Genomic DNA, 23481 nt, shown 5'->3' with positions numbered 1-23481 from the left:
GCAACGGAAGACCGGTGTTCGCGGCAGGAGCCAGGTGGGGAATCGGTCGACGACGATGTGACCCGAGGGTCCGGCGTTCGCACCGCCGAATCCCTCGCGCCACGGGAGTCAGACGCCGGTGTGCTGGTGCGGCACCCCGGCCAACAGGAAATGGCGTATGACGCACCCGGGTATCGAGCCGGCAAGACGCAGTCCAGTACAGATCTCAGCGATCGCAGACGGAGTCGCTTCACGGTGGCGGGCGAAAATCGTTCGTGTTGTGACTCGACGACGAATGGGAAACCGAGTGAGTTCGTCCACACAGTGGAGATCTGGTGCAATGTCTACATTTCGGCGGTCGCCGTGTCGGCTTCACGTGTGCGGAGCTCGACGCAGCAGTGCCCGGCCAGGGGACGAGGACCGCGACTACGCTGCGGGAGCCGAGCCCGGTAAGGACCCCGGTCACGAAGGCATGGTTGATGCCGCAGACCAGGTCGGGGGCCTGGCCCGCGAGCGGATGAAACGGGCAGTTCCACAACCGGACACAGCTGCTGGTGTCGCGGACCGGTTCGAAACCGAGGCCGGCGAGGGTGCGCTCGGCTGCATCGAGGGCGGATTCACTACTCTGCGGACGGGGGCGCTTCAAGGGTCGTTGGACAGCGCCGAGGTCGCGGCCACGGTCGGCAGCCACCTGCACCGCCCGACCCCGCTGGCCCTGAGAGTCGGAGTCGGCGAGGACGACGCCCAGCAGGATCTCGGCGAGCACATCGGGGCGGCGGGCTGGGATACTGATCCGGATATCGGTGCCGGACGGCTCGTACACTTCGGTTTGCGACCCACCGCGTGTCGGTAATGAACCCTCCCACGGCAACAACGTCAGAGGAATCGACGTGCCGTACCACCGACGAACCCGTGCGTGCCGTTGGCCTGTACCGGACGCTATTCCACGTACGTACAGCGCTATTCCACCTACGTACAGTTGGTGAAAGATCTCGGATGCTCGGTGGAATGGGCTCACGGAATCGGAACGCCGGTCTGAAGGAAGTACAGTCCCGCTATTGTCTCGTTCGGGTGGAAGCTCACACGGAACTCGCCTGGAGCGTATTCCATCTGCAGGGGCACGCTGACCACGGTGATTTGTCCCCGGGCAGTGTCCTGTGGGTCTGTGTGTGATTGATAGCTGCCGAACTGTTCTTGATAGGTGGACCAACTCGATTCGAGAAGGTCGGGAGGCAGATTTTGGTGCATGACATCATCAAAACGAGCGGTGGCGGAGTCGAAGTCTCCTTGCACGACGGCATCGAGAGTCTCCAGGGCGAGTTGGTCGTAGTGGCTCTGGGCGGTGGCTGTTGTCGCTTCGGTCCCGGTGGGCATAGTTGCTTTCTCGTCGGAGGCGGCTGTTGATTCGGTGGTAACGGGTGCGCTGCGCTCCTCCGCGGATTGGGTCTTCGTTCCGCAGGCGCTCACCAGTGTCAGCGCTCCGACAAACGCGAGGATCAGCAGGGCGGTGGTGATGGTCGATCGATTCTGGGCGCCGTTGGCGGTTATGTTGTTCACGGGTTCTCCTGTGCGGTTCTGTCTCCCGTGCCTCCGTGCCGGTGGCCGGGTATCAGTTCAGTTCGCTCGGCGGCGTGCAGCCGCCGATGGTGCTGCGGGCGAGCATGTCGACGAGGTCGTGTGTGGTGCCCGCCGCGAAGGCGCGTCGCTGCCGGATGGCGCCATTGCCGCAGGTGAGGACGGTCCGCACGGCCCGCTGGGTGTCGCGGTAGTCGCCGGTGCGTTCGAGGGCGGGCCGGACGTGCTCGAGCAGGTGCCGGATCGGTTCGGTGGCCGGGACCAGCCGTCCCGAGCGCATGTCGACGGCGTGCCCGGTCATCCCGTCGCGGGCGGCACGCCAGTACCCGGCCCGCAGTCGGTGGCCGTACACCGGCGCCGCCGACCGACCCTGGCGCACATCGGTCAGGGCGGTGCTGACCAGTCCGCGGATCAAGGTGGCGAGCAGCACGGTCTCCTCCACGGTGGCCGGCACGTCCGCGACGCGGACTTCGACCGTCGGCAGATGCGCCGACAGGCGCACGTCCCAGTAGATCATCGCGGGATCGAGAATGGCCTGCTGCGCGAGCAGTTCCGCCACGACGGCGTCGTAGTGCGCGGCCGACTCGAACACCGGCGGTGGTCCCGCGCTGGGCCACCGCGCCCACAGCACCTGCCGCCAGCTGGAGTACCCGGTGTCGACGCCGCCGATGATGGGAGAATTCGCGGTCAGCGCCAACAATGCGGGCAACCAGGGACGAAGGTGGTTGCTGACCTGGACCGCGAGGTCGCGGTCGCAGACACCGACATGGACATGGCACCCACAGATCACCTGCTGGCCGAGAAGCCCGAAATGCTCGGCCAGGTGCCGGTATCGGGGCACGTCGCTGATCGCCCGCGGCGCGGGCCCCACAGGCGGAACCCCGGCGGCCAACAACCGCGCCCCCACTCGGGTGGCCGCTGCGGCGGCCCGCCCGCGGGCCCGGCACAATTCCGCACGGAGCTGGGTCGTTCCGGTGCACACCGGAGTGGCCGTCTCGATCTGACACTGCGACAGCTCGAGCTGCAGGTGGACATCGAGCGCCCGCCCCTCGGCGGCGACGACGGCATTTCCCGGAAACGGGGCATCGGTGACCGGGTCGATCAGGACGAACTCCTCCTCGACGCCAACGGTCGGCAGGATGCTGTAATCGTCGAGCCGCGTCGGAGCGGGATCAACCCATTCGGTGGACACCATGCTCTGCTCCTGACCAGGATCGTCTACGCCGCTGGGGCGTTGTCTGCGTCACGAGTCCGTGTACCCGTAGCCGGGCATATCGATGCACTCCAGCCCAAAGGTCTGCCACCACAATGGCGGTCTCGCCGACTGGTCCCGGAGCCGCACGGTGGCGTGCCTGAAGCCGGCGGCCCGGATCGCCTCGAACTCGGAACGCGCGGGTTCTCGACGCGCTGAATTCGCGGCGGTTCGCCTGCAGGACATTCGGCTGCTACGGCACTGCCTGGTCCGCGACGTGGGTGGCGCGCAGCGTGGTCTTGTCGATCTTGCCGACGGCGTTCTTGGCGATGGCGTCGACCACGACGATCGAGGTCGGGCGTTTGTAGTGGCTGAGGTGGTGCGCGCACCGTGCGGTGAGCGCGGTGGGATCCACGGCCCTGCCGGGTCGGGGTTGGACGTAGGCGATGACGACCTCGCCCCATTTGTCGTCGGGGACGCCGATTACGGCGGCCTCGAGGACATCCGGGTCGCCGGCGAGGACGTCCTCGATCTCCTTGGGATAGATGTTCTCGCCGCCGCGGATGATCAGGTCTTTCGATCGTCCGACCAGGGTCAGGTAGCCGTCCGCGTCGAGGTGGCCGACGTCGCCGGTGTGCAGCCAGCCGTCGACGACGGTGCGGGCGGTCTCGTCCGGGCGGCCGAGGTAGCCGCGCATGATGTTGGGGCCGCGCACCACGACCTCACCGTCCACACCGGCGTCCATCTCGTCGCCGTTCTCGTCGACGATCCGTATCTCCTGACCCGGGAAGGCAATGCCCACGGTGCCGGGGCGCCGCGGGCCGGTGACGGGGTTGAGGGTGGTGGCGCAGGTTCCTTCGGAGAGTCCGTATCCCTCGACGAGGGGGAATCCGTAGCGGGCCTCGAACCGGGTCAGCAGCTCGGGCGGGGCGGGGGCGGCGCCGCAGACCCCGAATCGCAGGGACGATGTGTCGGGGCGGACGTCGCCGGGGAGGGCGGCGAGGATGTTGTAGATGGTTGGGACCGCGCTGAAGTAGGTGGGTCGCTCGGTTTCGACGAGGTGGAAGAAGGTGCGGGGGTCGAAGCGACCGGCGATGACGACGCTGGCGCCGGCGAGTAGCGGGGTGAGGACGCTGACGACGATGCCGTTGACGTGGAAGAGCGGCAGGATCAGCAGGCATCGGTCGGCCGGTCCCACCCCCAGTGCGTGGACTCCCATCTCTGCCATGGCGTCGATGTTGGCGTGGTCGAGCATGACGCCTTTCGGTACCCCGGTGGTGCCGCTGGTGTAGATCAGCAGGGCCAGTGCGGACGGGTCCGTGGTCGGTGCGGGCTCGGATTCCACCGGACCGTCGGGCAGTGTGCCGACGGCGAGTGTGGCGAGGCCGGTGATCGGGGTCGCGTCGGCCTCGGTGACCAGCAGGCGTGCGCCGGCGTCGCCGAGTTGCCGGGCGACCTCGGCGTCGGTCAGGGCCGGGTTGACCGGGGTGATGGTGGCGCCGAGTCGCCAGGTGGCGAACAGCAGCACCACGAACTCGGCGCGGTTCGTCAGTCGCAGGGCCACGACGTCGCCGGGCCCGATTCCGAGGCCCCGGAGGTGGTGCGCGGCCGCGCGAACCCGGGTGAGCAGTTGAGCATTGGTGAGTGACTGTGAGGCGTCGGAGATCGCGGGGCCGTGCGGATCGGACTCGGCGCGCAGGTCGGGCAGCGATGCGAAGTTCATGGTGGGCGTACTCACCTTCGGTGCGGTGCGATTCGGCCAGGGGCGGCGGTGGCGGGTGCCGGGGCGAGGTGGCGGGTGAGGAATTCGATCTGGTCGCGGGCCAGGGCCTCGAAGGGTTCGCCGAGGTAGAAGTCGAAGTGGCCGGCGTCGTAGGTCTTGATCTCACCCCGCGGTGCGGTGCGCGCGTATCGGAGGGTTTGGGCGGGTGGGGTGACGGTGTCGGTGGTGCTGATGCAGAACAGGATCGGGATGTCGATGTTCTTGGCCACGCGCCCGGGCCGGTAGGTGACGAGGCTGGGAATGACGCGGGCGGCCACCTCGTTGCGGAACGTTGTGCGGGCCGGGACGATCGCCCGGTAGCCGGGCAGCGCGTCCGGGGCGTTCATCAGTGCCAGCGAACCGGGGGCGCCGGCGAGGGGAATCGTCACCGGTGCTCTGCGGCGGCCCTTGGCCACCAGGTCCCGGGCGATCACGGGGGCCGCCTTCAGGCTGGCGGTTGGGCCGAGTGCGAGCGCGGAGGCGAGCCCGTCGGTGAATGGGCACTGCGCGATGGCGGCGCGCAGTTCCGGGTGGCGTGCGGCGACGGTGATGGCGTGGCCACCGCCGAAGGAGCTGCCCCAGATCGCGATGCGGGTGTTGTCGAGGCCGGGTCGAGTCTTCACCCACGCGATGGCGGCATCCCAGTCGGCGAGCTGTTTCTTGATCGACAGGAGCTGACGGGGTTCACCGCCGCTGTCGCCGAAGTGCCGGTAGGTGAAGGCGAAGGCGGCAATGCCGGCCTTGGCGAACTGTTCGGCGAAGGCGTCCAGGCGCATCTCGCGGGTGGCACCGAGGCCGTGTCCGAGGATGACGACGGGGGGCGAGGTCACTCCGGTGGGGAGGTAGAGCCATGCGGCGCAGGAGCTGTCGCCGGAGGAGAAGAGGACGTCGTGGCGGGTGTAGGGCTTCTTGGTGGCCATGGCGGTTACCGTCCGTTGGTCGAGTGAGGCCCGGGGACCCGGCCTGCTTCGAGGGCCTGCTTGTAGGTGTCCGGGTTGTAGAGGGGCAGCTCGCCGGTGGCGGCGGTGGTCTCGAGGTAGTCGAGCATCAGTTGCTGGCCGTCGTCGGACTGATCGGTGCCGAGGAACTCGGTGCGCTCGACGTGCAGGCCTTCCGTCAGTGACATCGAGCCGCCGAAGTACACCGACCGCTTGATCGCGGCGAGCGCCTCTCTCGGCCGTGAGCCGAGGTAGGTGCCGAGTTCGGTGGCCCGGGTGATCACGTCGGCCTCGTCGACGACCTCGTCGACGGCGCCGTTGGCGAGGGCCTGTGCGGGGGTGAACGGCTTGCCCTCGAGGATCGCGACGAGGGATCGGTGGGGTCCGATCAGCCGGGTGAGGCGCTGGGTGCCGCCGCCGCCCGGATTGATGCCCAGGAGCACTTCGGGCTGGCCGATGAAGAAGTCCCCGTCGGCCATGACCCTCAGGTCGCAGGCCCAGGCGAACTCCGCGCCGAGGCCGAGAGCCGAACCATTCAGTGCCGCAACGAAGATGACGCCGCTGGCGTTCATCCGCAGAAATGTCGCGTGCAGCCGGTCGAGCTGGACGGCCCCCCACAGTGGGGTCTTGCGGACCACGGGTTCGAGGAGACGCGCGCGGTCGGCGCCCCTGGCCACCCGCGCGATCGCGGAGGCTCCGCGCCGGCCCAACGGCGGCACCGCGGCCCCCTCTTCCTGCAGCCACCGGACATCGGCGTGGCTGACGAACCGGCCCGGACGCGTCCCGGTGAACACGACCGCGTGAACGCCGGCGTCGCGGTCGACCCGGTCCACCAACTCGTCGAGCTGATTGGCGATGTCGAGACCGAACAGGCTGTGCGGGCCGCCGTCGACCCGCACGATCAACACGTCCCCGCGGTCCTCGACCTCGAGATGGCCCTTGCTTTCGTGTGTCATGAGATTTCTGCTTCCGTGAGGCTTCGGGGGAAGAGGCGACGGTGCGGAGCGCCGTGACCGACACCACTCGCGGTAACTTCGTTATCGGCTTACTATAACGAGGTTATCGAGAGGCGGCAAGAGTGCCCGGACAGTAGTGAGGCGTCCGGGAGGTAACGGACAACCCTCTCGTTCGCGTCGTTGGGCAGCCCGAGTCAGGTGGAGAAATGCAAGACAAATCAGCGGTTTCGGTGTCCGAGAGTGTTCCCGAGAGGCTCATTCGGGCCACGATCGGCCTGCTGGCCGAGCAGGGGCCGGCCGCGATCAAGGCGCGGACGGTGGCCACGGCGACCGGGTTGTCGACGATGGTCGTCTACAGCCACTTCGGGGGCATTCCCGAGCTCATCCGTGCGGTGGTCGAGCACGGCTTCACCGAACTCGGCGACGCGTTCTCCCGGGTACCGGTGACGGAGGACCCGATCGCGGACCTGTTCACGCTGGCCTTGACGTGCCGGCGAATCGCGCGGAAGAGCCCTCACCTGTACGACCTGATGTTCGGGCTGTCCACCCGCGCGACGTACCGACCGCTCGAGTCGGACATGCGCCTGAGCGGGCAGTCACCCGCGTTCCGGGACGCGTACGCGCGGATCACCGATGCCTGCGCCCGCCTGGTGAACTCCGGCCGGGTCCGGCAACAGGAACCGGAGGTCGTCGCCGCGCAGTTGTGGAGCTTCGTGCACGGTTACATCACCCTCGAGCTCGGCGAGCACTTCGCCGACTTCAACGACGCGGTGACCCAGGTGCTGCTGCCGATGGGGGTGAATTTCGCCGTCGGGCTCGGCGACACCCGCAAGCGTGCCCAGTCCTCGCACGACCGGGTCGTGCGCCTGTACGCCGCGGGTGCACTGGAGGGCGCCAGGTCGGCCGGCGCTCGATATTGAGACCGCGGCGCCGCGGCTCGGGAGGCGGGCGGGGTCGGTGAGTCATGTGGAATTGATGCGGGGCATTGCGCCCATCATATAACGAAGTTATATTCGCTTTATGAAACGAGATCTGGTGGGCCGGAAAATAATCGTCACCGGAGCCGCGCGCGGCATCGGCGAGAAGGTGGCCCGCCTCGCCGCGGCCCAGGGTGCACGGGTCGCCCTGATCGGACTCGAACCCGACAGGCTGCGCGCCCTGGCCGAGGAACTCGGTCCGTCGGTGCATTGGTGCGAGGCAGACGTGCGCGACAGCAACGCGCTGAAGTCCGCGATCGACGAGTGCGCCGGCATCATGAACGGCGTCGACCTGGTCGTCGCCAACGCCGGAGTGGCCGCGTACGGCACGATGCGATACGCGGACGAGGCGTCCTTCGAGCGGGTGGTGGACATCAACCTCAACGGCGTGTTCCGCACCCTCAAGCACGCGACACCCCACCTACAGCAAAGCGGGGGCCACGTGCTGATCGTGGCGTCCGCGTTGTCGTTCACCTCGATCGGGGGCCTGGCCTCGTACGGGGCGAGCAAGGCCGGGGTCGAGTCCCTCGCCCTCGCCTATCGCGCGGAGGTGGCCCATCTCGGGATCACCGTCGGCCTTGTCCATCCCTCCTGGATAGACACCGACCTGGTCCGCGGTGCCGAGGCCGACATTCCCTCCTTCAAGCAGATGCGCCGGCGCCTGCCGTATCCGGGCAACGTCACGACCAGTGTCGACCGCGTGGCCGCAGCCATCGTGGACGGACTCGCGTACCGACGCGGTCGCGTCTACGTTCCTCGCGCCGTCGCCATCGCCAACTGGGCCAAGGCACTTCTCAACTCGCCGCTGGTGTGGCCCTGGACGCGGAGGTTCGCGGCCGCGACAATTCCGTCCCTCGAGACCGAAGTCGCCGCCTTGGGCCGCAACGACCAACTCGTTCCAGCATTCACCTCGCCCGAGCGGCAACGAGCGCAGTCACCAGTGCGTATCTGAGTGAAATGATGTCCGGCCGCGATGGCGGCACGAGTACATCCCCGAAGGTGCGGGTCGAAGGACGCGCGAAAAGGCGAAGGCCCTTGTTGGGGATAGTAAGACACGAGATAGGAAAAACGATGAAGGCGTTCGTTCTCGACCGTTACGGGAACAATGACGGGATACGGGCGGGCGAGATGCCCGACCCCTCGTTGCGCGACAATGACGTCCTGGTTCAGATTCACGCCGCCAGTGTGAACCCCTTGGATCTGCGAATCAGAGACGGGAAGCTCAAACCGATTCTGCCGTACCGCCTCCCCCTCGTTTTGGGCAACGACTTGGCCGGTGTCGTCGTCCGGGTCGGACCCGGGGTGCAGCGGTTGAAGGCCGGCGACGAGGTCTACGCGCGCCCGGACAAAAACCGGATCGGTGCTTTCGCAGAATTCATTGCCATGAACGAAGAAGACGTGGCGCTCAAGCCGCGAACGATGAGCATGGAGGAGGCGGCGTCGGTCCCGCTGGTCGGCCTGACCGCGTGGCAAGCGCTGATCGAGCGAGCGAATCTGCAGGCAGGGCAGAAGGTTCTCATCCACGCCGGCTCGGGCGGAGTGGGCACCTTCGCGATTCAACTGGCCAAGCACCTGGGCGCGACCGTGGCCACGACCACCAGCACCGCGAACACCGAATGGGTGCAAGGGCTCGGTGCCGATGTCGTCATCGACTACAAGAAGGACGATTTCGCCGCGATCCTGCACGACTACGATCTGGTAGTGGACACTCTCGGCGGCCAGACCCTCGAAAAATCGCTCCGCGTCCTCAAACCGGGCGGGAAGGTCATCTCGATTGCCGGTCCGCCCGATCGTGATTTCGCGAAAGAGGCCGGATTGAACTGGCTCATGCAACAAGTGATGCGCCTGTTGAGCTTTCCGATCAGACGGAAAGCGAAACGTCACAAAGTCACCTACTCGTTCCTGTTCATGAAGTCGAGTGGCGACCAACTGGCCGAGCTCGCGACCGTCATCGATGCGGGCGTCATACGTCCCGTGGTGGACCGGGTCTTTCCCTTCGAATCGACCAAAGAGGCTCTCGCGTACGTCGAACAGGGCCGTGCAAAGGGCAAGGTCGTCATCAAGATCGGATGAGCGATCCTCCGCGGACAGCGTGGCGATCATGCCAGACGAAGACGAGCATTCTCCGTCCCCTCGGCGAATCGTCACACGTCGCCCACGACCACAGTCGGAGGCCAGCATTCTCCGTCCCCTCGGCGAATCGTCACACGTCGCCCACGACCACAGTCGGAGGCCAGCATTCTCCGTCCCCTCGGCGAATCGTCACACGTCGCCCACGACCACAGTCGGAGGCCAGCATTCTCCGTCCCCTCGGCGAATCGTCACACGTCGCCCACGACCACAGTCGGAGGCCAGCATTTTAGCGGTGGGCCGGATCTGCCCCCAGCACTGTCACTCGGGGACAAGTTCTGACTGCGGAAGTCGTCGGTGCCGGCCGGTGAGGTGCCCCCCGGTGATTGTGTTCCAGGCGATGAGGCCGTCGACCCGTTGATCCCTCCGAATGTCCGAGGACAGTAAGGGACTGGCCTGCGTCCGTCACCCGGAATACGAGGTGATACATGACCACGAGCCGAGCTGTGTCGGCGTTACACACCACGGACCGCTCGGAGTACGGAACGTGAGCCGACAGGTCGCCCACGCGCTGCTTGGTTCCGCCTGTAAGCGGTCAACGTGCCTGTTCCTGGGGGAGTTGCGATACGGCACCAGGCTCGAGACAGACGACTGGCGGTGAACGCAAGTCGCCGTAAAAATCATCCGAAAGGCGAAGCCGTGGACAAGCGCAGAATCGTACTGCTGGGCGCAACGGGGTACACCGGGCGGCGAGTGCTCCAGGAACTGCTCACACGGGGTGAGTCACCGTCCTTGATCGGGTGTATGTGCCGGGTAACCTTGCCGGCGCGCTTGCGTTGACGAGCGCGGGGGAGCGGGCGACCCGACTCGAGGTCGGCTACTTTCTCACGCGTGCGGGCCAGGGTGACGTACTGCGCTACCGAAGCACCCTGCGCGATGTCTTCACCCTAACCACGGGGGGTACCCGGCAGACGCTGGTGGCTGCGGCGACTGATACTGCGTTCGCCTATCGCCGCCCTCACATCGGGGCTCCCGCCCGCCTGGTTGACGAGCGTGTCGGCGAGCGGGTCCGCACCTTCCGCTATGCGGGTGTGAGGCGTGCGGCGATGACCATCGCCGGCTCGGTGCATCTCGGCCTGTCGGAAGTCTCTCCGCAGTTGGAGAGTATCGACGTGTGCATGGGGTGGTTGGGGCGATGGACGCGTCCGATACGCACGGCCACTGCGCTTCAAATCCCGCTCCTGCGATCGGCGCCAGCGCGGACCGCCCTGACGTGGCTGTCCGAGCGGTTACCCCACGCGCACCGCGAGCCGAACAGTGACGGCCGCTCGCCGGTGATCGACGTCGCCCGCGACAACTCCGGCCGGGCACTGGCCACGACGGCCTTCACTGGACCCATCCGTATGAGTTGACGGCATCTCTCTTGGCATGGGGCGGCGCCCACGCTGCGGCACCGGATGCGGTCCTCGAGCCGGGTGTGCGCGGCCCGGTCGCAGTCTTCATCGATACCCTCGGTTGTGAAGTACCGGCTGACGAGGTTATCCCTCTGCGGACTACGAGCCACCCCAAAAGCGCCCCAGACGGTTCAATTACTTAACCTAGTGGCTCGTGATTGAAGTGTCTTGACGGTTCGCTTTGGTTAGTACTTGGTCGGCGGTCTTGGTCCAGACGAACGGCGCACAGCGGGTGTTCCATCCGTTGATGAAGGCACGGATCTTGGTGGTCAGATCCCTAACGGAACCGAAGGTTCCGCGGTGAATGGCTTGACGTTCGATGATCCCGAACCACACCTCCACCAGGTTCATCCACGATGCCGAGGTGGGTGTGAAATGCACATGGATACGGGGATGTTCGGCCAACCACGTGCGGACTTCGGCCTTCTTGTGAGTGGCGTAGTTGTCCATGACCAGATGCAACTCCCGTTCCGGGTAGGCGCGGGCGAGGTGTTTGAGGAAGACGAGGAACTCCTGATGACGGTGCCGCGGTTTGCACAGGCCGGTGACCTTTCCGGTGGCGATGTCGAGGGCGGCGAACAAGGTCGAGGTGCCGTGCCGGACATAGTCGTGGGTGCGCTTCTCGACCGAGCCGACGCGCATCGGAAGCATCGGCGCGGTCCGGTCCAGGGCCTGGATCTGCGACTTTTCGTCCACACAGAGCACGATCGCGTTGTCCGGTGGGTCCAAGTACAGCCCGACGATGTCGGTGACCTTGGCGACCAACTCTGGGTCCGTCGAGAATTTGAACGTCTCACTGCGCCAAGGCTTGACGCCGTATTCGCGCCACGCCGACGCGACCGTGGTGTTACTGATTTTCAACCGGTCGGCGAGCAACCGGCTGCTCCAATGTGTCACGCCGAGATTCTTTGGCGGCGGAGCCAGCGTCGCCGTCACGATGGCGGCGTGGTCGATCTCTCGGGGACGCCCGGAACGCTGTTCGTCCTCGAGGCCCGCGATTCCGAATCGCTCGTAACGCGAGCGCCACAAGATCACCGTCGGTCGCGATACCCCCACTGTCCGCGCGATCCGTGCGTTCGACTCTCCGTCGGCGGCCAGCACCATCATCCGCGCCCGCTGCGCCAAATCCGCGCGCACTGACTTCGACCGTGCCAACGCGGTCAACTCGTCCCGATCTCCGTCACGCAACATCAAAGGAGCAGCTCGCATGCCTTATTGTCGCAAACAAGACCGTCAAATTACTTACCCCACGCCGCACTAGAGTGACTCAGGGGAGACGGCTTTCGCGGCGATACTTGGCGGACTGCTACCGGCAAACCTCGGATAGCGTTGGAGGAACCCGCTGGGTGGGGGAAGCCGAACCGGGAGCGCCACCGAGACTTTCCGTCCGGCCTGTAGGTGAGATCCAGACGGTCACTTCACACCAATTTGCCGCCGTGGAGAAGGTGCTGGATCATTTCGGGCGGATTGACGTCGTCATCGCGAATGCTGGTGTCGCAGCGAGGGGATCGACCGTGCGCGCGTCGTCTAATCATGTCAACGATCGGCTGTGGGACATCAATGTCGGCGGTGTGCTCACCACCGTCCAGGCGTGTCTGCCGTCTGTCATCACGAACCGAGGGCACGTTGTTCTTCTGTCCTCGGTGTTCGCCTTCTTGAACGGTGCCGGCACCCTTCCGAATGCGATGAGCAAAGCGGCCGTTGAGCAACTGGGTCGGGGATTACGAGTGGAGTTTGCTTCTCACGACGTCACGGTGACGACCGTGTACTCGCTCGTTGGCACCGAGATGATTCGACAGAGTGTCGACGGCGACCCCACCGCGCAGAAGCTGCTCGGAACCTTTCCTCATCCATTTCGCAAGCGGATCACGCCCGCGGAGGCCGCGACAGCCATCGTCGGCGGAATCGAACGCAGGCGGGCGCGGGTGTTCCGTCCACGACGATGGGCCGGGGTCTCGGGCTTGCGAGGCGTGGTGGGAATGGTGCTCGACGCGCATCAAGCCTCCGATTGCACGACGCAGACGATGTTGCGCGAGCTCGGCCGGCGCGACGGTGAAGGCCGACTGAGCAGCTGAGTGCGACCACGGCGCGATTGCTCATTACTATAGTGGACGCTATAGTAATTTAAAGTAACAGTTTCTGGGTTCACTCGGGACCCGTCGCCCTTCAGGAGGATCACCGCATGTCCGTCGCATTCAAACCGGTTCGCATCGGATCCTGGGACCTGCCCCAGTCGTTCGTCATGGCGCCGTTGACGCGCAGCCGCGCGGGAGAGGGCAACGCGCCGACCGCGCTGAACGCCGAGTACTACGCCCAGCGCGCCGGGGCGGGGTTCATCGTCACCGAGGGCACCGCGCCCAGCGCGGTCGGGCAGGGCTACCCGGCGGTGCCCGGTCTGTACACCGACGAGCAGGTCGCCGGGTGGCAGCTCGTCGCCGACGCCGTGCACGGGGCCGGGGGAACCGTCGTCGCGCAGTTGATGCATGTCGGCCGTGTCGCTCACGCGAGCAACAAGGGTGGGGTCGACACGGTCGCGCCGAGCGTGGTCCAGGCTCCTGGGCAGATGTTCACCTTCTCAGGCATGGTCGACCACGACGTGCCGCGGGCACTCGAGTCCGGCGAGATCGACGGAGTGATCGCAGAATTCGTCGGCGCGGCCCGAAATGCGATCAGCGCCGGACTCGACGGCGTCGAGGTTCACGGCGCGAACGGCTACCTGCTGCACCAGTTCCTCGACCCCACGGTCAATCTGCGCGAGGACGCGTATGGCGGTTCGCCGCAGGGGCGGGCGCGCTTCGTCATCGAGGTCGTGGCGGCCGTGGCAGACGCGATCGGCGCGGACCGCGTCGGCCTGCGACTCTCGCCCGGCCACCAGTTGAACGGCGTCGGTGAGGTTCCCGGTGAGGATCTGACCGCCACCTACCGGGCGGTTGTCGACGGGATCGCTCCGCTGGGCCTGGCATACCTGAGCATCCTCGCCAGCCCGTTCGAGGCCCTCGAACCGCTCGTCCGGGACCTGCGCCAGCGATTCGGTGGCTCGGTGCTCCTCAACCTCGCTGCTCCTGCTGCCACCTCGCTGGCGACGGTCGAGGAACTGCTGGAGAAGGAACTCGCCGACGCGGTGGCTGTCGGGCGGGGATTCCTGGCCAACCCGGACCTCGTGGAGAGGTGGCGCACCGGTGCGGAACTGAACGAGGTCGACTTCGGCACCCTCTACGGCGGTGATGCGCGCGGCTACACCGACTACCCGGTCCTGGCCGAGATCCCCTGACCCGCTCGTCATCTCACTCACCACACGCAGACGGCCAAGTATCACAACAATCTTCGAGGAAAGAGATATGAGCACCTACACACCGGTCCACACCGCTGAGAACCTTCAGGTCGAGGGGGTTCTGGGGCGGTTCACCTACCGCCGATTCGGCCCGCGCGGCGGTGTCCCCCTCGTGCTGGTCCACCGATTCCGGGCCACCGTCGACTGGTGGGATCCGGAGTTCGTCGACATCCTCGCCGACGATCGTGACGTGATCCTCTTCGACAACATCGGAATCGGCTACACCGGCGGTGATGCCCTGACCACCGTGGAGGGCTTCGTGGCCGGCGCGATCGACTTCATCGACGCTCTGGGGCTGACCGAGGTGGATCTACTCGGATGGTCGTTCGGTGGTGTCGTGGCGCAGGCGATCACCCTGACCCGGCCGAGTCTCGTCCGGAAGCTGATCGTCGCGGGAAGCGGATCCGGCCTCGCCCCCAACATGCCGAGCATCACCGAGCGCGTCCTGGGGATCATGGCGAAGCCGAATGCCGACCTCGAGGACACCCTGTACCTCTTCTACCCGGAGACCGAGGAAGCCCGGAAGCTGGGGCTCGACCACTTCGACAAGGTCTCGGCCGCGATGCCCGCCGACGCTCCGGTCGTCAGCGAGGAGGCCGCGATGGGTCAGCTCCGGGCGATCACCGCGGCCTTGGCGATGCCGTGGGAGCAGGTGGTCGAGAACCTGAAGACGATCACCCAACCCGTCCTCTACGCCAACGGGACGCACGATGTGATGATCCACGCCTTCGCCTCCTACTCGGCGGTCGAGCATCTCCCGGCGGCCAAGCTCGTGCTCTACAGCGACGCCGGTCACGCATTCCTGTTCCAGCACCTCGAGGAGTTCACCACCGAGGTCAAGCGTTTCCTCGAAAGCTGAATTCCGCTGCCGACTTCCGTGACGACGCCTGACGCTGTCTGATGGAGAACCATCGGACAGGGCCAGGCGTCGTCCTGGCTCGCCCTGTCCCGGACGGGTGTGCTCGCACAACCGGAAGCAGCAACGATATGAAAATGAAGTAGCGACTATACTATGGGAATGAATTCTCGAACGTACGGCCAGAACTGTGGTCTCGCTCGTGCGCTCGACCTCCTCGGCGAGCGGTGGACCCTGCTCATCATGCGCGACCTGGGAATGGGTCCGCGCAGATACAAGGATCTGGCGGCGGGGTTGCCGGGCATCGGCACCAACCTTCTCGCAAGCCGCCTCAAGAGCCTGGAAGAGGCCGGGGTGATCGAACGGATCGTGCTGCCTCCACCGGTATCGGTCCCGGCCTATGCACTGACCGGCGCGGGCGAAGAACTGCGTCCGATGTTGGGTCAGTTGGCGGCCTGGGGACTGCGGCACGGGGCGGGGTTCGATGATGCGGACATGACTCGTGCGGAGTGGATCATCCAGGGCATTTTCGCGCGCGCCGACCCAGACGCCGTCGCCCGCTTCGGTGGGGTGGTCCAGTTCGACGTCGGCGAGGAGTCCGCCTGGATCGGTCCCTCATCTAATGGCGTGGTGCTTCGGCCGGGTGCCGCTCCCACAACGCCGAAAGTGCGGCTCGCGACCGATCTCTCGACATTACTGTCCGTGGTGAACGAGGAGACCACCGTGGCCGACGCCATGGCGTCCGGCGTCCTCGTCGTCGACGCCACCGCCGCGGATCTGGACGAGTTCCTTCGCGTGTACGCCCTCGACGGCGTAGGAGTGTCGGCGAGCTGATTTCAGGCCCGCTAGCAGAGACTACCGGCAACAATACGCCCACGTGGTGTGGTGCGGTGAACCAAGTCGGCACTGGTCGCGAGAATGATGACGGTGACCTCGCCGCCGTTATTCGGTGGGAACTTCCCAGTGCCAGGTGACACGTCGGTGACTCACCCGCGGAATGCTGCGTTCCGCAGCCGTTTCCGTCCCGGACCGCGAGGGTGCCCTGGGGACAGCTCGAGTGTCACCCAGCACGATCCGGACATTCGTCGTCATTGCTCATGAGCGAGTGCGACAAGGTGACGGGCGGCGTGGGCGTCGCCCCGACCGGCGTCTTTCCCGACCGCGAAAGGAGGGCCTCGAGCGCGAACAATATGCCTACCAAACACTTCCATGGCTCGGACCACCGGACTGCACATTAGGGCTTTCAGCCTCGGGATCCGCTCATCCATCCCGCTTGGGTGGATATTTGATCTGATCCTGAAGGCGACCGCGCCCCCTACAGATCCCACCTACGACGCGTTCATGGAGAAGGGCTCCGGAAAGCGCCGCTGCTCCGAGATGGATGCATTCGACCCCAGAGTGATCCGAAACAACTGGATCGGGCGAACGGTGCGGCACCGACGGAGGTCGTCTCGCTTCTGGTCGACCTCCTTCGCTGGGTAGCGCGCTAATCTAGTGGGCGGCACGGTCGCTGGTAGGGCGCGAGCTGAGATCGCGCTTGAGAATCTTGCCGGTGGCGGTCATCGGTAGCGACGTCACGATCTCGACGATGCGGGGGTATTTGTAGCCGGCCATCTGTTCTCGTCCCCAGGCGACCAGTTCGTGGTCGGTGGTGTGAGCGCCGGGATTGAGGATGACGAATGCCTTGACCTCCTCGCCGTGGCTCTCGTGCGGTACGCCGACCACGGTCGCGAGGCTGACGTCGGGGTGGGTCATCAGCACCTCTTCGATCTCCCGCGGATACACGTTGAAGCCTCCGCGGATGATCATGTCCTTGGAGCGGTCGACGATGTAGTAGAAGCCGGCCGCGTCTCTGCGGGCGAGGTCGCCGGAGCGAAACCAGCCGTCCCTGATCACTTCGGCAGTGGCCTCGGGGCGTCCGTAGTAGCCCTTCATGACGTTGTGGCCCTTGATCGCGATCTCCCCGATCGCACTGTCTGAGCCGTCGTCTGTGATCTCGTTCCAATCGTCGTCGACGAGTTTGCATTCCACACCCCAGATGGGGACGCCGATCGAGCCCGCCCGCGGTTCCCGGCCCGGGTCGCTGAACGTCACGACCGGGGAGGTCTCCGAGAGGCCGTAGCCCTCGAGGATCTGGACGCCGAGCCGCTCCTTGACCCGGGTGATGATCTCGAGTGGAAGGCTGGCTCCGCCCGAGACTCCGACGCGCAGATTTCCGGCGATCCGGTCGACGTCGACCTCGTCGGTGAGCGCATCGAGCAACGCCCACCACATGGTCGGTACCCCGGCGAAGAAGGTGACGTCCTCCTTCTGCATGAGTCCGATCACCTGCTGCGCGTCGAAACGTGGAACCAGGAGCAGCGTCGCCGCCATGGAGAAGCCGGCGTGCATCTGCACCGTTGCGCCGAAGGTGTGGAAGAGCGGGAGGGTGAGGACGTGGGTGTCGCCGGCGGGTTGGTTGTTGAAGAGTCGGTTGAGGGTGAGGGTGTTCAGCATCGTGTTCGCGTGCGACAGTTCGGCGCCCTTGGCCTGCCCGGTGGTCCCACTGGTGTACAGGATGATCGCGGTGTCGGTGGGCTCGGTGACGACGGACTCGAAGGACGTGGGCTGTTCCGCGAGCGCCTGGCCCAGTGTCTCGACGCCCTCGATCGGGCTCGGTGCCGTGGGGTCCGCGGTGATCAGGAAGAAGTGCTCGGCGGCCGACTCCCGGAATCCGGTGTGTCCCTCGGTGCCGATAGGCAGGTCGGGTGTGCCTTCGAAGCAGAAGTACGCGACCGCATCGGCGTCGGCGAGGTGGTAGGCGACCTCGCGGCCCTTGAGGAGGATGTTGAGGGGGACGACGACCGCACCGGCCTTGAGGACGCCGTAGTAGACGATCGGGAACCAGGGCTGATTCGGGCAGCTCAGCGCAACCTTGTCGCCGGGCTGGATGCCGCGTTCGACCAGGAGGTTGGCGACCTGGTTGGCGGCGGCGTCGACCTGCGCGTAGGTGAACCGGGTGTCGCCGAGCACCAGTGCGTCACGGGCGGGATACCTGCGGGCGGAGTCTTCGAGAAGGATCGACAAGTTCAACATGACACTCCTCTGCGTCATCCGCGCCTGGACCGGAAGGGCGTCCGGCCGTTGCGTCGCACCATGGCGACGGTGGTGGTGAGACGTCCACGGTTCGGGTCGGGCGCGAGTCCGGCGCCGAGGCGGTGCAGCTGGTCGGTGTGCCAGCTCAGGTCGAGCAGGCCGTCGAGCGCTTTGAGGTCGGCGATTTTGCCGAGCACACGGCGCATGCCGAAGCGCACCTGGTGGGCGACGAGGGCAGGTGCGCGTCCGGCGAGGATCACCTCTGCGGAGCCGGGGGTGGTGGCGGTAGGGCGGCCGATGCCGACGACATCGCATTCGCCGCCCTCGATGGCGTTGTCCATCGCGGTCCGTGACCGGAAGCCGCCGGTGACCGCCAGTGGGATGTCACCCACCAGGGTGCGGACGGTGCGGGCGTATTCGAGGAAGTAGGCCTCGCGGGCCCGGGTGGACGCCGCCGCGGTGCCCATCATCGCGGGAGATTCGTAGCTGCCGCCGCTGACCTCGATCAGGTCGATGCCTTCGAGGGCCAGTGCGGCGAGGACGCCGCGGGATTCCTCCTCGGTGAAGCCTCCACGCTGGAAGTCGGCCGAGTTGAGTTTGATGCCGACTGCGAAGCCGGGCGAGACGCGGGACCGGATGCGGCGGACGACCTCGAGCACGAAACGCATGCGGCGGTCCGGGTCGCCTCCCCACTCGTCGGTCCGCTGGTTCGACAGGGGCGAGAGGAATTGTGCGACGAGGTAGCCGTGGGCGCCGTGCACCTGCACGCCGTCGAAACCGGCCTGTTCGCACACAGCGGCCGCGTTGGCGAAGCGCTCGATGATGTCCTCGATCTCGGTGGAGGTCAGCTCGCGCGGGGTGGTGGCGCCGGGGAAGTCGAGCGGGATAGGGCTCGGGGCCACGGGGGTATGGCCGAGGGCGAGCGGGTTGGACTGGCGGCCGGGGTGATTGAGTTGCACCCAGATCGGGACGCCGGCGTCCTGGGTGGTCTTGGCCCACCGCGACAGTGCATCCAAGTCCCGGTCGTCCTCGATCGCGACGTTGCCAGGCTCGCCGAGCTGCCGGCGATCGATCATGACATTTCCGGTGACGATCAGTCCGTATCCGCCCTCACTCCACGTTCGGTAGAGCTGTTCGAGCCGGTGGTCTGGGGAATTGGTCTTGTCACCGAGCGCCTCGCTCAACGCGGATTTCATGATCCGGTTGGGCAGCACCTGGCCGTTGGGCAGGGTCAGGGGTTCGTGCAGGGAGGTCACGGTGTGCTCCTTCGGGATGCGGACTCGACAGCACACTACTTTAAAATAAAGTAGTAATCAATACTATTATTGCAACTCGCGCGTCCCGTTGGAGCTGCGGCGCGACCGGCCTAGACGGTTACGTGGGGGCGGGCGCGGGCGGTGGCCCGGATGGGCCCGGCGCCTCGCGGACGTCGATGCCAGGTCGAAACACCGGCCCGATCATCGGCCGGCATGGCGCGCCGTCTCGTTACGAGTAGGCCGGCGGTGGCACGTAGCCGCCCACCTCCGGCGTGGGTGTGACGAACTCCCTCGTGGTGAGATCACCCCTGGCAGGGCCCAATACCTGCAACCCGACCGGCACCAGTTCGGCAACGCCGCCCGCCTGCATGAGGCTGTGCGCCCTACCCCGGCGGACCGGATCACGGTGGCCGATCCCCCGAGATGTACGCCAGGGCGCTCGGCTTGACTTGGTCCCGTGGGATGTGGGGTGGACTGAATGGGTCGTCACCCTCGGGCATGGAGTGGGCAGCCAGCGGACCCCGGCGGTATACTTCTATTATGGAACGTACCAGTTTCCGGGACATGGATTGCCCGATCGCGCTCTCGCTCGAGCGGGTGGGCGACTGGTGGAGCATTCTCATCCTGCGCGACGCCACGCACGGCATCACCCGTTTCGATCAGTTCCAGAAAAGCCTCGGGATTTCGACCAACTCCCTGTCTCGTCGGCTCGGGGTCCTCGTCGAGGCGGGCCTGCTCGAGCGTCGTCGCTACAGCGAACGCCCTCCGAGACACGAGTACGTCCTGACCGAGTCCGGACGAACGTTCCGACCCGTGCTGATAGCACTCTATGCCTGGGGCAACGAGAACTTCCCGCCCGAAGCGCCCAACGTCCGTCTGGTGCACAAAGAGTCGGGTGCCGACGTTGAACCGCTGCTGATTGACCGATCCACGGGCGATCCGCTCGATGACGAGCACACGAGCTTTCAGCCCGGCCCCTCCGCCGATGATCGGTTGCGGGCCGTGCTCGCTCGACGCAACGAGGTCACGGCCTGAACGCGCCACGCGTGACGTCGCTGTTGCGGTAGCCCGTTCGGGGTTGCCTCTGCCGCGGCACGTTGAGGATGGTCCCGGATGGCCATGGACGACGGACGGGCGTTCGGAGCGCGTATAGCCAGAGTCTGCCGACAGAGCCCAGGGAGCCTGCCGACGCAACATCGGGCAGGGAGTGGCGACAGATCTGGCTGGTGCGCCGCGGGACAAGCAATTTGACAGTCGAGTTGTCAACGAGCAACGAGCAGACCCAGTCAGGTCCGATGACAGGCTCTTACGGAGATCTGGAACGCTGAAATGGCGGACGGCCCATAGATGCGCTCGGGTGAGGTGATCCCTTGCTGCAGTCGGGTCAACTGGGATCTCGCACCACCTCCGAGCCTGTGGTTGTACTCCCGTATATCGATTGCGAAGGCGGCCGCAACATTTTCCGGAGCAGGTCCCCCAATCGGCTCCCAGAGAAGCGCAAAGTCGAGAATGTCATTGTCGTTATGTCTGTTCCACATCCTTCCTTGCTCCGACCTATCCGCAAGGTCTTTGGACATGTCGAGCCGTCAGTTGCCTGGGCCGCGTACGTGACGGATCGCCGACGGACTCACGGATCGGGTGAGTAGTCTCTCGTTCGCACGGTTGCGCGGATATGCGCTCGATAAGCTTCGTATCTCGTCTTGGCGACAGTTCGATTCGGGGACGACCTGCCACAATCGTTCGATGAAACGGCGAGTGGTCATTCCGAAGTGCACAAGGATTTCCCCCTCGGTAGCGCCCCCGTAGGGTGCCCACATACTGGCGAACACGATGAGACGCTCCGTCTCGGCGTCAAGATGTTTGCGCGCACGGGTGGCATCGGTCCACGCGGCGCGACGCTGTCCTTGGCGATACCTATGGGGATTCACGGGATTTCACACTTCTGTTCGGGACTGAGGAGGATTGCGGAACTATCCGCGTTCTCGCCACAGTGAGGGCTACGAAAGCCGGCCGTTCTTGCGCTGCCCGTCAAGACGCTTATCCCACGCCTGGAATAGGGGCCCTCGACGGTGGAAACACGCTGTCGGAGGGGAGCATCGGTGGCGGAACTGTTGAACGGGACGGCGAGTGGAACGTACCCCGAGACCACTCGCCGTCCCGTTGGATATTTCGGACAGGTTTAGGCGTTGACGTCCACCACGGTTCGTCCGCGGATGGTTCCGGAGAGCACCTGTTGTGCCACCGCCGCGGCCTGGTCGAGCGGGATCGTGGTGGTCATCTTCTCGAGCTGCGCGTCGTCGAGATGCTTGTCCAGCAGAGTCCATGCTTCGTCTCGGCTGCCTGCGGGGGCGTTGACGGAGTCGATCCCGACGAGCGTGACGGATCGCAGGATGAACGGCGCGACCGAGCCGGGGAGGTCGAGTCCCTGGGCGAGTCCGCAGTTCGCCACCGTGCCGCCGTAGTGGATCTGCGCCAGGACATTCACCAGCGTGTGGCTGCCGACGGTGTCGACCGCCGCTGCCCACCGCTCGGCGCCGAGTGCGGCCTCGGAAGGTTCGCTCAATTCGGATCGGGCGAGGATCTCCTGGGCTCCCAGGTTACGTAGGTAGGCCTCTTCATTCGGTCGCCCGGTCGAGGCGTGCACCTCGTGCCCGAGTGCGGCCAGCAGGGCGATGGCCACCGAGCCGACACCGCCGGCGGCGCCGGTCACCAGGACCGGTCCTTGACTCGGGGTGACTCCGCGGCGCTGGAGCGCGGCGACACTGAGGGCCGCTGTGTACCCGGCTGTCCCGATCGCCATGGCCTGCCAAGTGGTGAACCGGGCGGGGATCCTGGTCAGCCAGGCCGACGGCACTCGTGCACGCGTGGCGAACCCGCCGTTGTGGTCGACCGCGAGACCCCAGCCGTTCACCGCGACGGCGTCGCCCGGCGCGAAGCCCGACCCGGTGGGGGCTTCCACGACGGTGCCGGCCAGGTCGATGCCGGCGACGATGGGGAACCGCTGGACGACCGGAACGATACCCGTCACGCCGAGGCCGTCTTTGAAGTTCACCGCCGAGTAGTCGACCGCGATGGTTACGTCGCCCTCGCCGATGTCGTCGTCGGCGATCTCGGTCAGTTCTGCGCGTTGTCCGGATTCGTCTTTCACGATCTGTACTGCTCGCACCACAGATTTCCTTTCACATACTGGTCATACATTGATGGGATGGTGTCGCCCGGAGTCAGGCCAGGCAGAATCCGGCGTCGATTTTCATCTCGAGCCCGGTCACGTACCGTGCCTCGTCCGATGCGAGGAACAGCACCGCGTTCGCGACGTCCTCGGCATCGACCCAGGGCGTCGGCATCGGGTTGAGGGTGGCGAACGCCTCCGCGGCCTGCTCGCGGGTCGGATCTTCGACGTCGGGGACGAAGAGCCGATGTACGGCGCTGTTCTGCACCATGAGCGTGTCCGCGATGCTGGGGTTGACGGTGTTGACGCGGATCCACTCGGCGGCGAGCTCGAGCGACATGGCCCGCATCAGCCCGATCACGCCGGCCTTCGCGGCAACGTAGTGCGGGAGATTGGGCATGGCCCGGATGCCCACGGCGGAGCTGGTGAGGATGATCGCCCCACCTCCGCCGCCCGCTCGGATGTGCGGGATCGCGGCCTTGGCTGCGTGGTAGACCCCGGTGAGATTCACATCGATCATGTCCTGCCAGCTTTTCTCCGCCAGAGCCTCGGTGGACGCCGCCGACAGGATGCCGGCGTTAGCCACCGCGATGTCGAGGCGCCCGAACTCGGCGACGCCGGCGGCGACCACCGCCTCGAGTGCGGCGAGGTCGCGCACATCGGCACGGGTTGCGAGAATCCGTCGGCCGAGGCTCTCGACCAGGCGCACCGTCTCCTTGAGGTCGGTGTCGGTGGCCAGCGGGTAGGGCACCGAATCGATGTCCCCGCACAGGTCTACGGCGATGATGTCGGCGCCTTCCGACGCCAGCCGCGCGGCGTGCGCGCGGCCCTGTCCACGAGCGGCGCCGGTGATGAAGGCAACCTTGCCCTCGACACGTCCGGTCATATTTA

Annotated in this window: 20 protein-coding genes; 10 read left to right on the top strand and 10 right to left on the bottom strand. The window is 66.1% G+C overall.

Going from position 1 to position 23481, the window contains the following annotated elements; translation table 11 throughout:
* Positions 1-451: 451 nt before the first annotated feature.
* A complete protein-coding gene (locus H0B43_RS01465) occupies positions 452-832 on the top strand; it encodes a hypothetical protein (RefSeq protein WP_185729612.1) in 381 nt (126 codons plus the stop codon).
* A 161-nt stretch (positions 833-993) separates the two neighbouring features.
* Here H0B43_RS01465 and H0B43_RS01460 read toward each other — a convergent pair whose 3' ends face one another.
* From H0B43_RS01460 to H0B43_RS01440, 5 genes are all read right to left on the bottom strand, one after another.
* Positions 994-1536 carry a DUF3887 domain-containing protein gene (locus H0B43_RS01460; RefSeq protein WP_185729613.1) on the bottom strand — a complete coding sequence of 181 codons (543 nt, stop codon included), beginning with the start codon at positions 1534-1536 and terminating at the stop codon, positions 994-996.
* Positions 1537-1588: 52 nt separating this feature from the next.
* Positions 1589-2749 carry a glutamate--cysteine ligase gene (locus H0B43_RS01455; RefSeq protein WP_185729614.1) on the bottom strand — a complete coding sequence of 387 codons (1161 nt, stop codon included), beginning with the start codon at positions 2747-2749 and terminating at the stop codon, positions 1589-1591.
* Between the two features lie 250 nt (positions 2750-2999).
* Complete coding sequence (locus H0B43_RS01450) at positions 3000-4469, bottom strand: class I adenylate-forming enzyme family protein (protein ID WP_185729615.1); 1470 nt, start codon at positions 4467-4469, stop codon at positions 3000-3002.
* An 11-nt stretch (positions 4470-4480) separates the two neighbouring features.
* Positions 4481-5428 carry an alpha/beta hydrolase gene (locus tag H0B43_RS01445; RefSeq protein WP_185729616.1) on the bottom strand — a complete coding sequence of 316 codons (948 nt, stop codon included), beginning with the start codon at positions 5426-5428 and terminating at the stop codon, positions 4481-4483.
* A 5-nt stretch (positions 5429-5433) separates the two neighbouring features.
* Positions 5434-6402: an enoyl-CoA hydratase/isomerase family protein gene (locus H0B43_RS01440; protein ID WP_185729617.1), complete on the bottom strand. Its 969-nt coding sequence runs from the start codon at positions 6400-6402 to the stop codon at positions 5434-5436.
* A gap of 206 nt (positions 6403-6608) precedes the next feature.
* Between H0B43_RS01440 and H0B43_RS01435 the strand changes: the two genes are divergently transcribed.
* From H0B43_RS01435 to H0B43_RS01420, 4 genes are all read left to right on the top strand, one after another.
* Positions 6609-7322 carry a TetR/AcrR family transcriptional regulator gene (locus H0B43_RS01435; RefSeq protein ID WP_185729618.1) on the top strand — a complete coding sequence of 238 codons (714 nt, stop codon included), beginning with the start codon at positions 6609-6611 and terminating at the stop codon, positions 7320-7322.
* A 100-nt stretch (positions 7323-7422) separates the two neighbouring features.
* Positions 7423-8331: an SDR family oxidoreductase gene (locus H0B43_RS01430; RefSeq protein WP_185729619.1), complete on the top strand. Its 909-nt coding sequence runs from the start codon at positions 7423-7425 to the stop codon at positions 8329-8331.
* Between the two features lie 119 nt (positions 8332-8450).
* Entirely contained in the window at positions 8451-9452 is a 1002-nt protein-coding gene (locus H0B43_RS01425) for an NADP-dependent oxidoreductase (protein WP_185729620.1), read from the top strand.
* A 797-nt stretch (positions 9453-10249) separates the two neighbouring features.
* Positions 10250-10861: a hypothetical protein gene (locus H0B43_RS01420; protein ID WP_185729621.1), complete on the top strand. Its 612-nt coding sequence runs from the start codon at positions 10250-10252 to the stop codon at positions 10859-10861.
* A 186-nt stretch (positions 10862-11047) separates the two neighbouring features.
* Here the strand turns inward: H0B43_RS01420 and H0B43_RS01415 are convergent, their stop codons facing one another.
* The gene (locus tag H0B43_RS01415; protein WP_185725958.1) at positions 11048-12112 is read right to left on the bottom strand and encodes an IS630 family transposase; all 1065 of its coding nucleotides are present in this window, start codon (positions 12110-12112) and stop codon (positions 11048-11050) included.
* A 227-nt stretch (positions 12113-12339) separates the two neighbouring features.
* On the opposite strand from H0B43_RS01415, the gene H0B43_RS01410 reads away from it, so the two are divergent.
* The 4 genes from H0B43_RS01410 to H0B43_RS01395 all read left to right on the top strand — a co-directional run bounded on the left by H0B43_RS01410 (position 12340) and on the right by H0B43_RS01395 (position 15924).
* The gene (locus tag H0B43_RS01410) at positions 12340-12978 is read left to right on the top strand and encodes an SDR family NAD(P)-dependent oxidoreductase (protein ID WP_213015027.1); all 639 of its coding nucleotides are present in this window, start codon (positions 12340-12342) and stop codon (positions 12976-12978) included.
* 167 nt (positions 12979-13145) lie between these two features.
* Positions 13146-14174 (top strand): alkene reductase, encoded by a 1029-nt coding sequence (locus H0B43_RS01405; protein WP_397517498.1) that lies wholly within the window; start codon positions 13146-13148, stop codon positions 14172-14174.
* Positions 14175-14241: 67 nt separating this feature from the next.
* The gene (locus tag H0B43_RS01400) at positions 14242-15093 is read left to right on the top strand and encodes an alpha/beta fold hydrolase (protein ID WP_185729624.1); all 852 of its coding nucleotides are present in this window, start codon (positions 14242-14244) and stop codon (positions 15091-15093) included.
* A gap of 159 nt (positions 15094-15252) precedes the next feature.
* Entirely contained in the window at positions 15253-15924 is a 672-nt protein-coding gene (locus tag H0B43_RS01395) for a helix-turn-helix domain-containing protein (protein WP_185729625.1), read from the top strand.
* A gap of 657 nt (positions 15925-16581) precedes the next feature.
* Here the strand turns inward: H0B43_RS01395 and H0B43_RS01390 are convergent.
* Positions 16582-18165: a long-chain fatty acid--CoA ligase gene (locus tag H0B43_RS01390; RefSeq protein ID WP_185729626.1), complete on the bottom strand. Its 1584-nt coding sequence runs from the start codon at positions 18163-18165 to the stop codon at positions 16582-16584.
* A gap of 14 nt (positions 18166-18179) precedes the next feature.
* Positions 18180-19421 (bottom strand): NADH:flavin oxidoreductase/NADH oxidase family protein, encoded by a 1242-nt coding sequence (locus H0B43_RS01385; protein WP_185729627.1) that lies wholly within the window; start codon positions 19419-19421, stop codon positions 18180-18182.
* Between the two features lie 564 nt (positions 19422-19985).
* Here H0B43_RS01385 and H0B43_RS01380 point away from each other — a divergent pair.
* A complete protein-coding gene (locus H0B43_RS01380; protein WP_252189881.1) occupies positions 19986-20456 on the top strand; it encodes a helix-turn-helix domain-containing protein in 471 nt (156 codons plus the stop codon).
* Between the two features lie 1144 nt (positions 20457-21600).
* On the opposite strand, the gene H0B43_RS01375 is transcribed toward H0B43_RS01380, so the two are convergent.
* Both H0B43_RS01375 and H0B43_RS01370 read right to left on the bottom strand, forming a co-directional pair.
* Entirely contained in the window at positions 21601-22587 is a 987-nt protein-coding gene (locus H0B43_RS01375) for an MDR family oxidoreductase (protein ID WP_312033980.1), read from the bottom strand.
* A gap of 55 nt (positions 22588-22642) precedes the next feature.
* On the bottom strand, positions 22643-23476 hold the full coding sequence (locus tag H0B43_RS01370) for a mycofactocin-coupled SDR family oxidoreductase (RefSeq protein ID WP_185729630.1): 834 nt from the start codon (positions 23474-23476) through the stop codon (positions 22643-22645).
* Positions 23477-23481 lie beyond the last annotated feature (5 nt).

The organism is Rhodococcus sp. 4CII (assembly GCF_014256275.1).
Lineage (GTDB): Bacteria > Actinomycetota > Actinomycetes > Mycobacteriales > Mycobacteriaceae > Rhodococcus_F > Rhodococcus_F wratislaviensis_A.
Note: the sequence above shows the minus strand (reverse complement) of the source record. Positions and strands in the feature narration are given on the sequence as shown.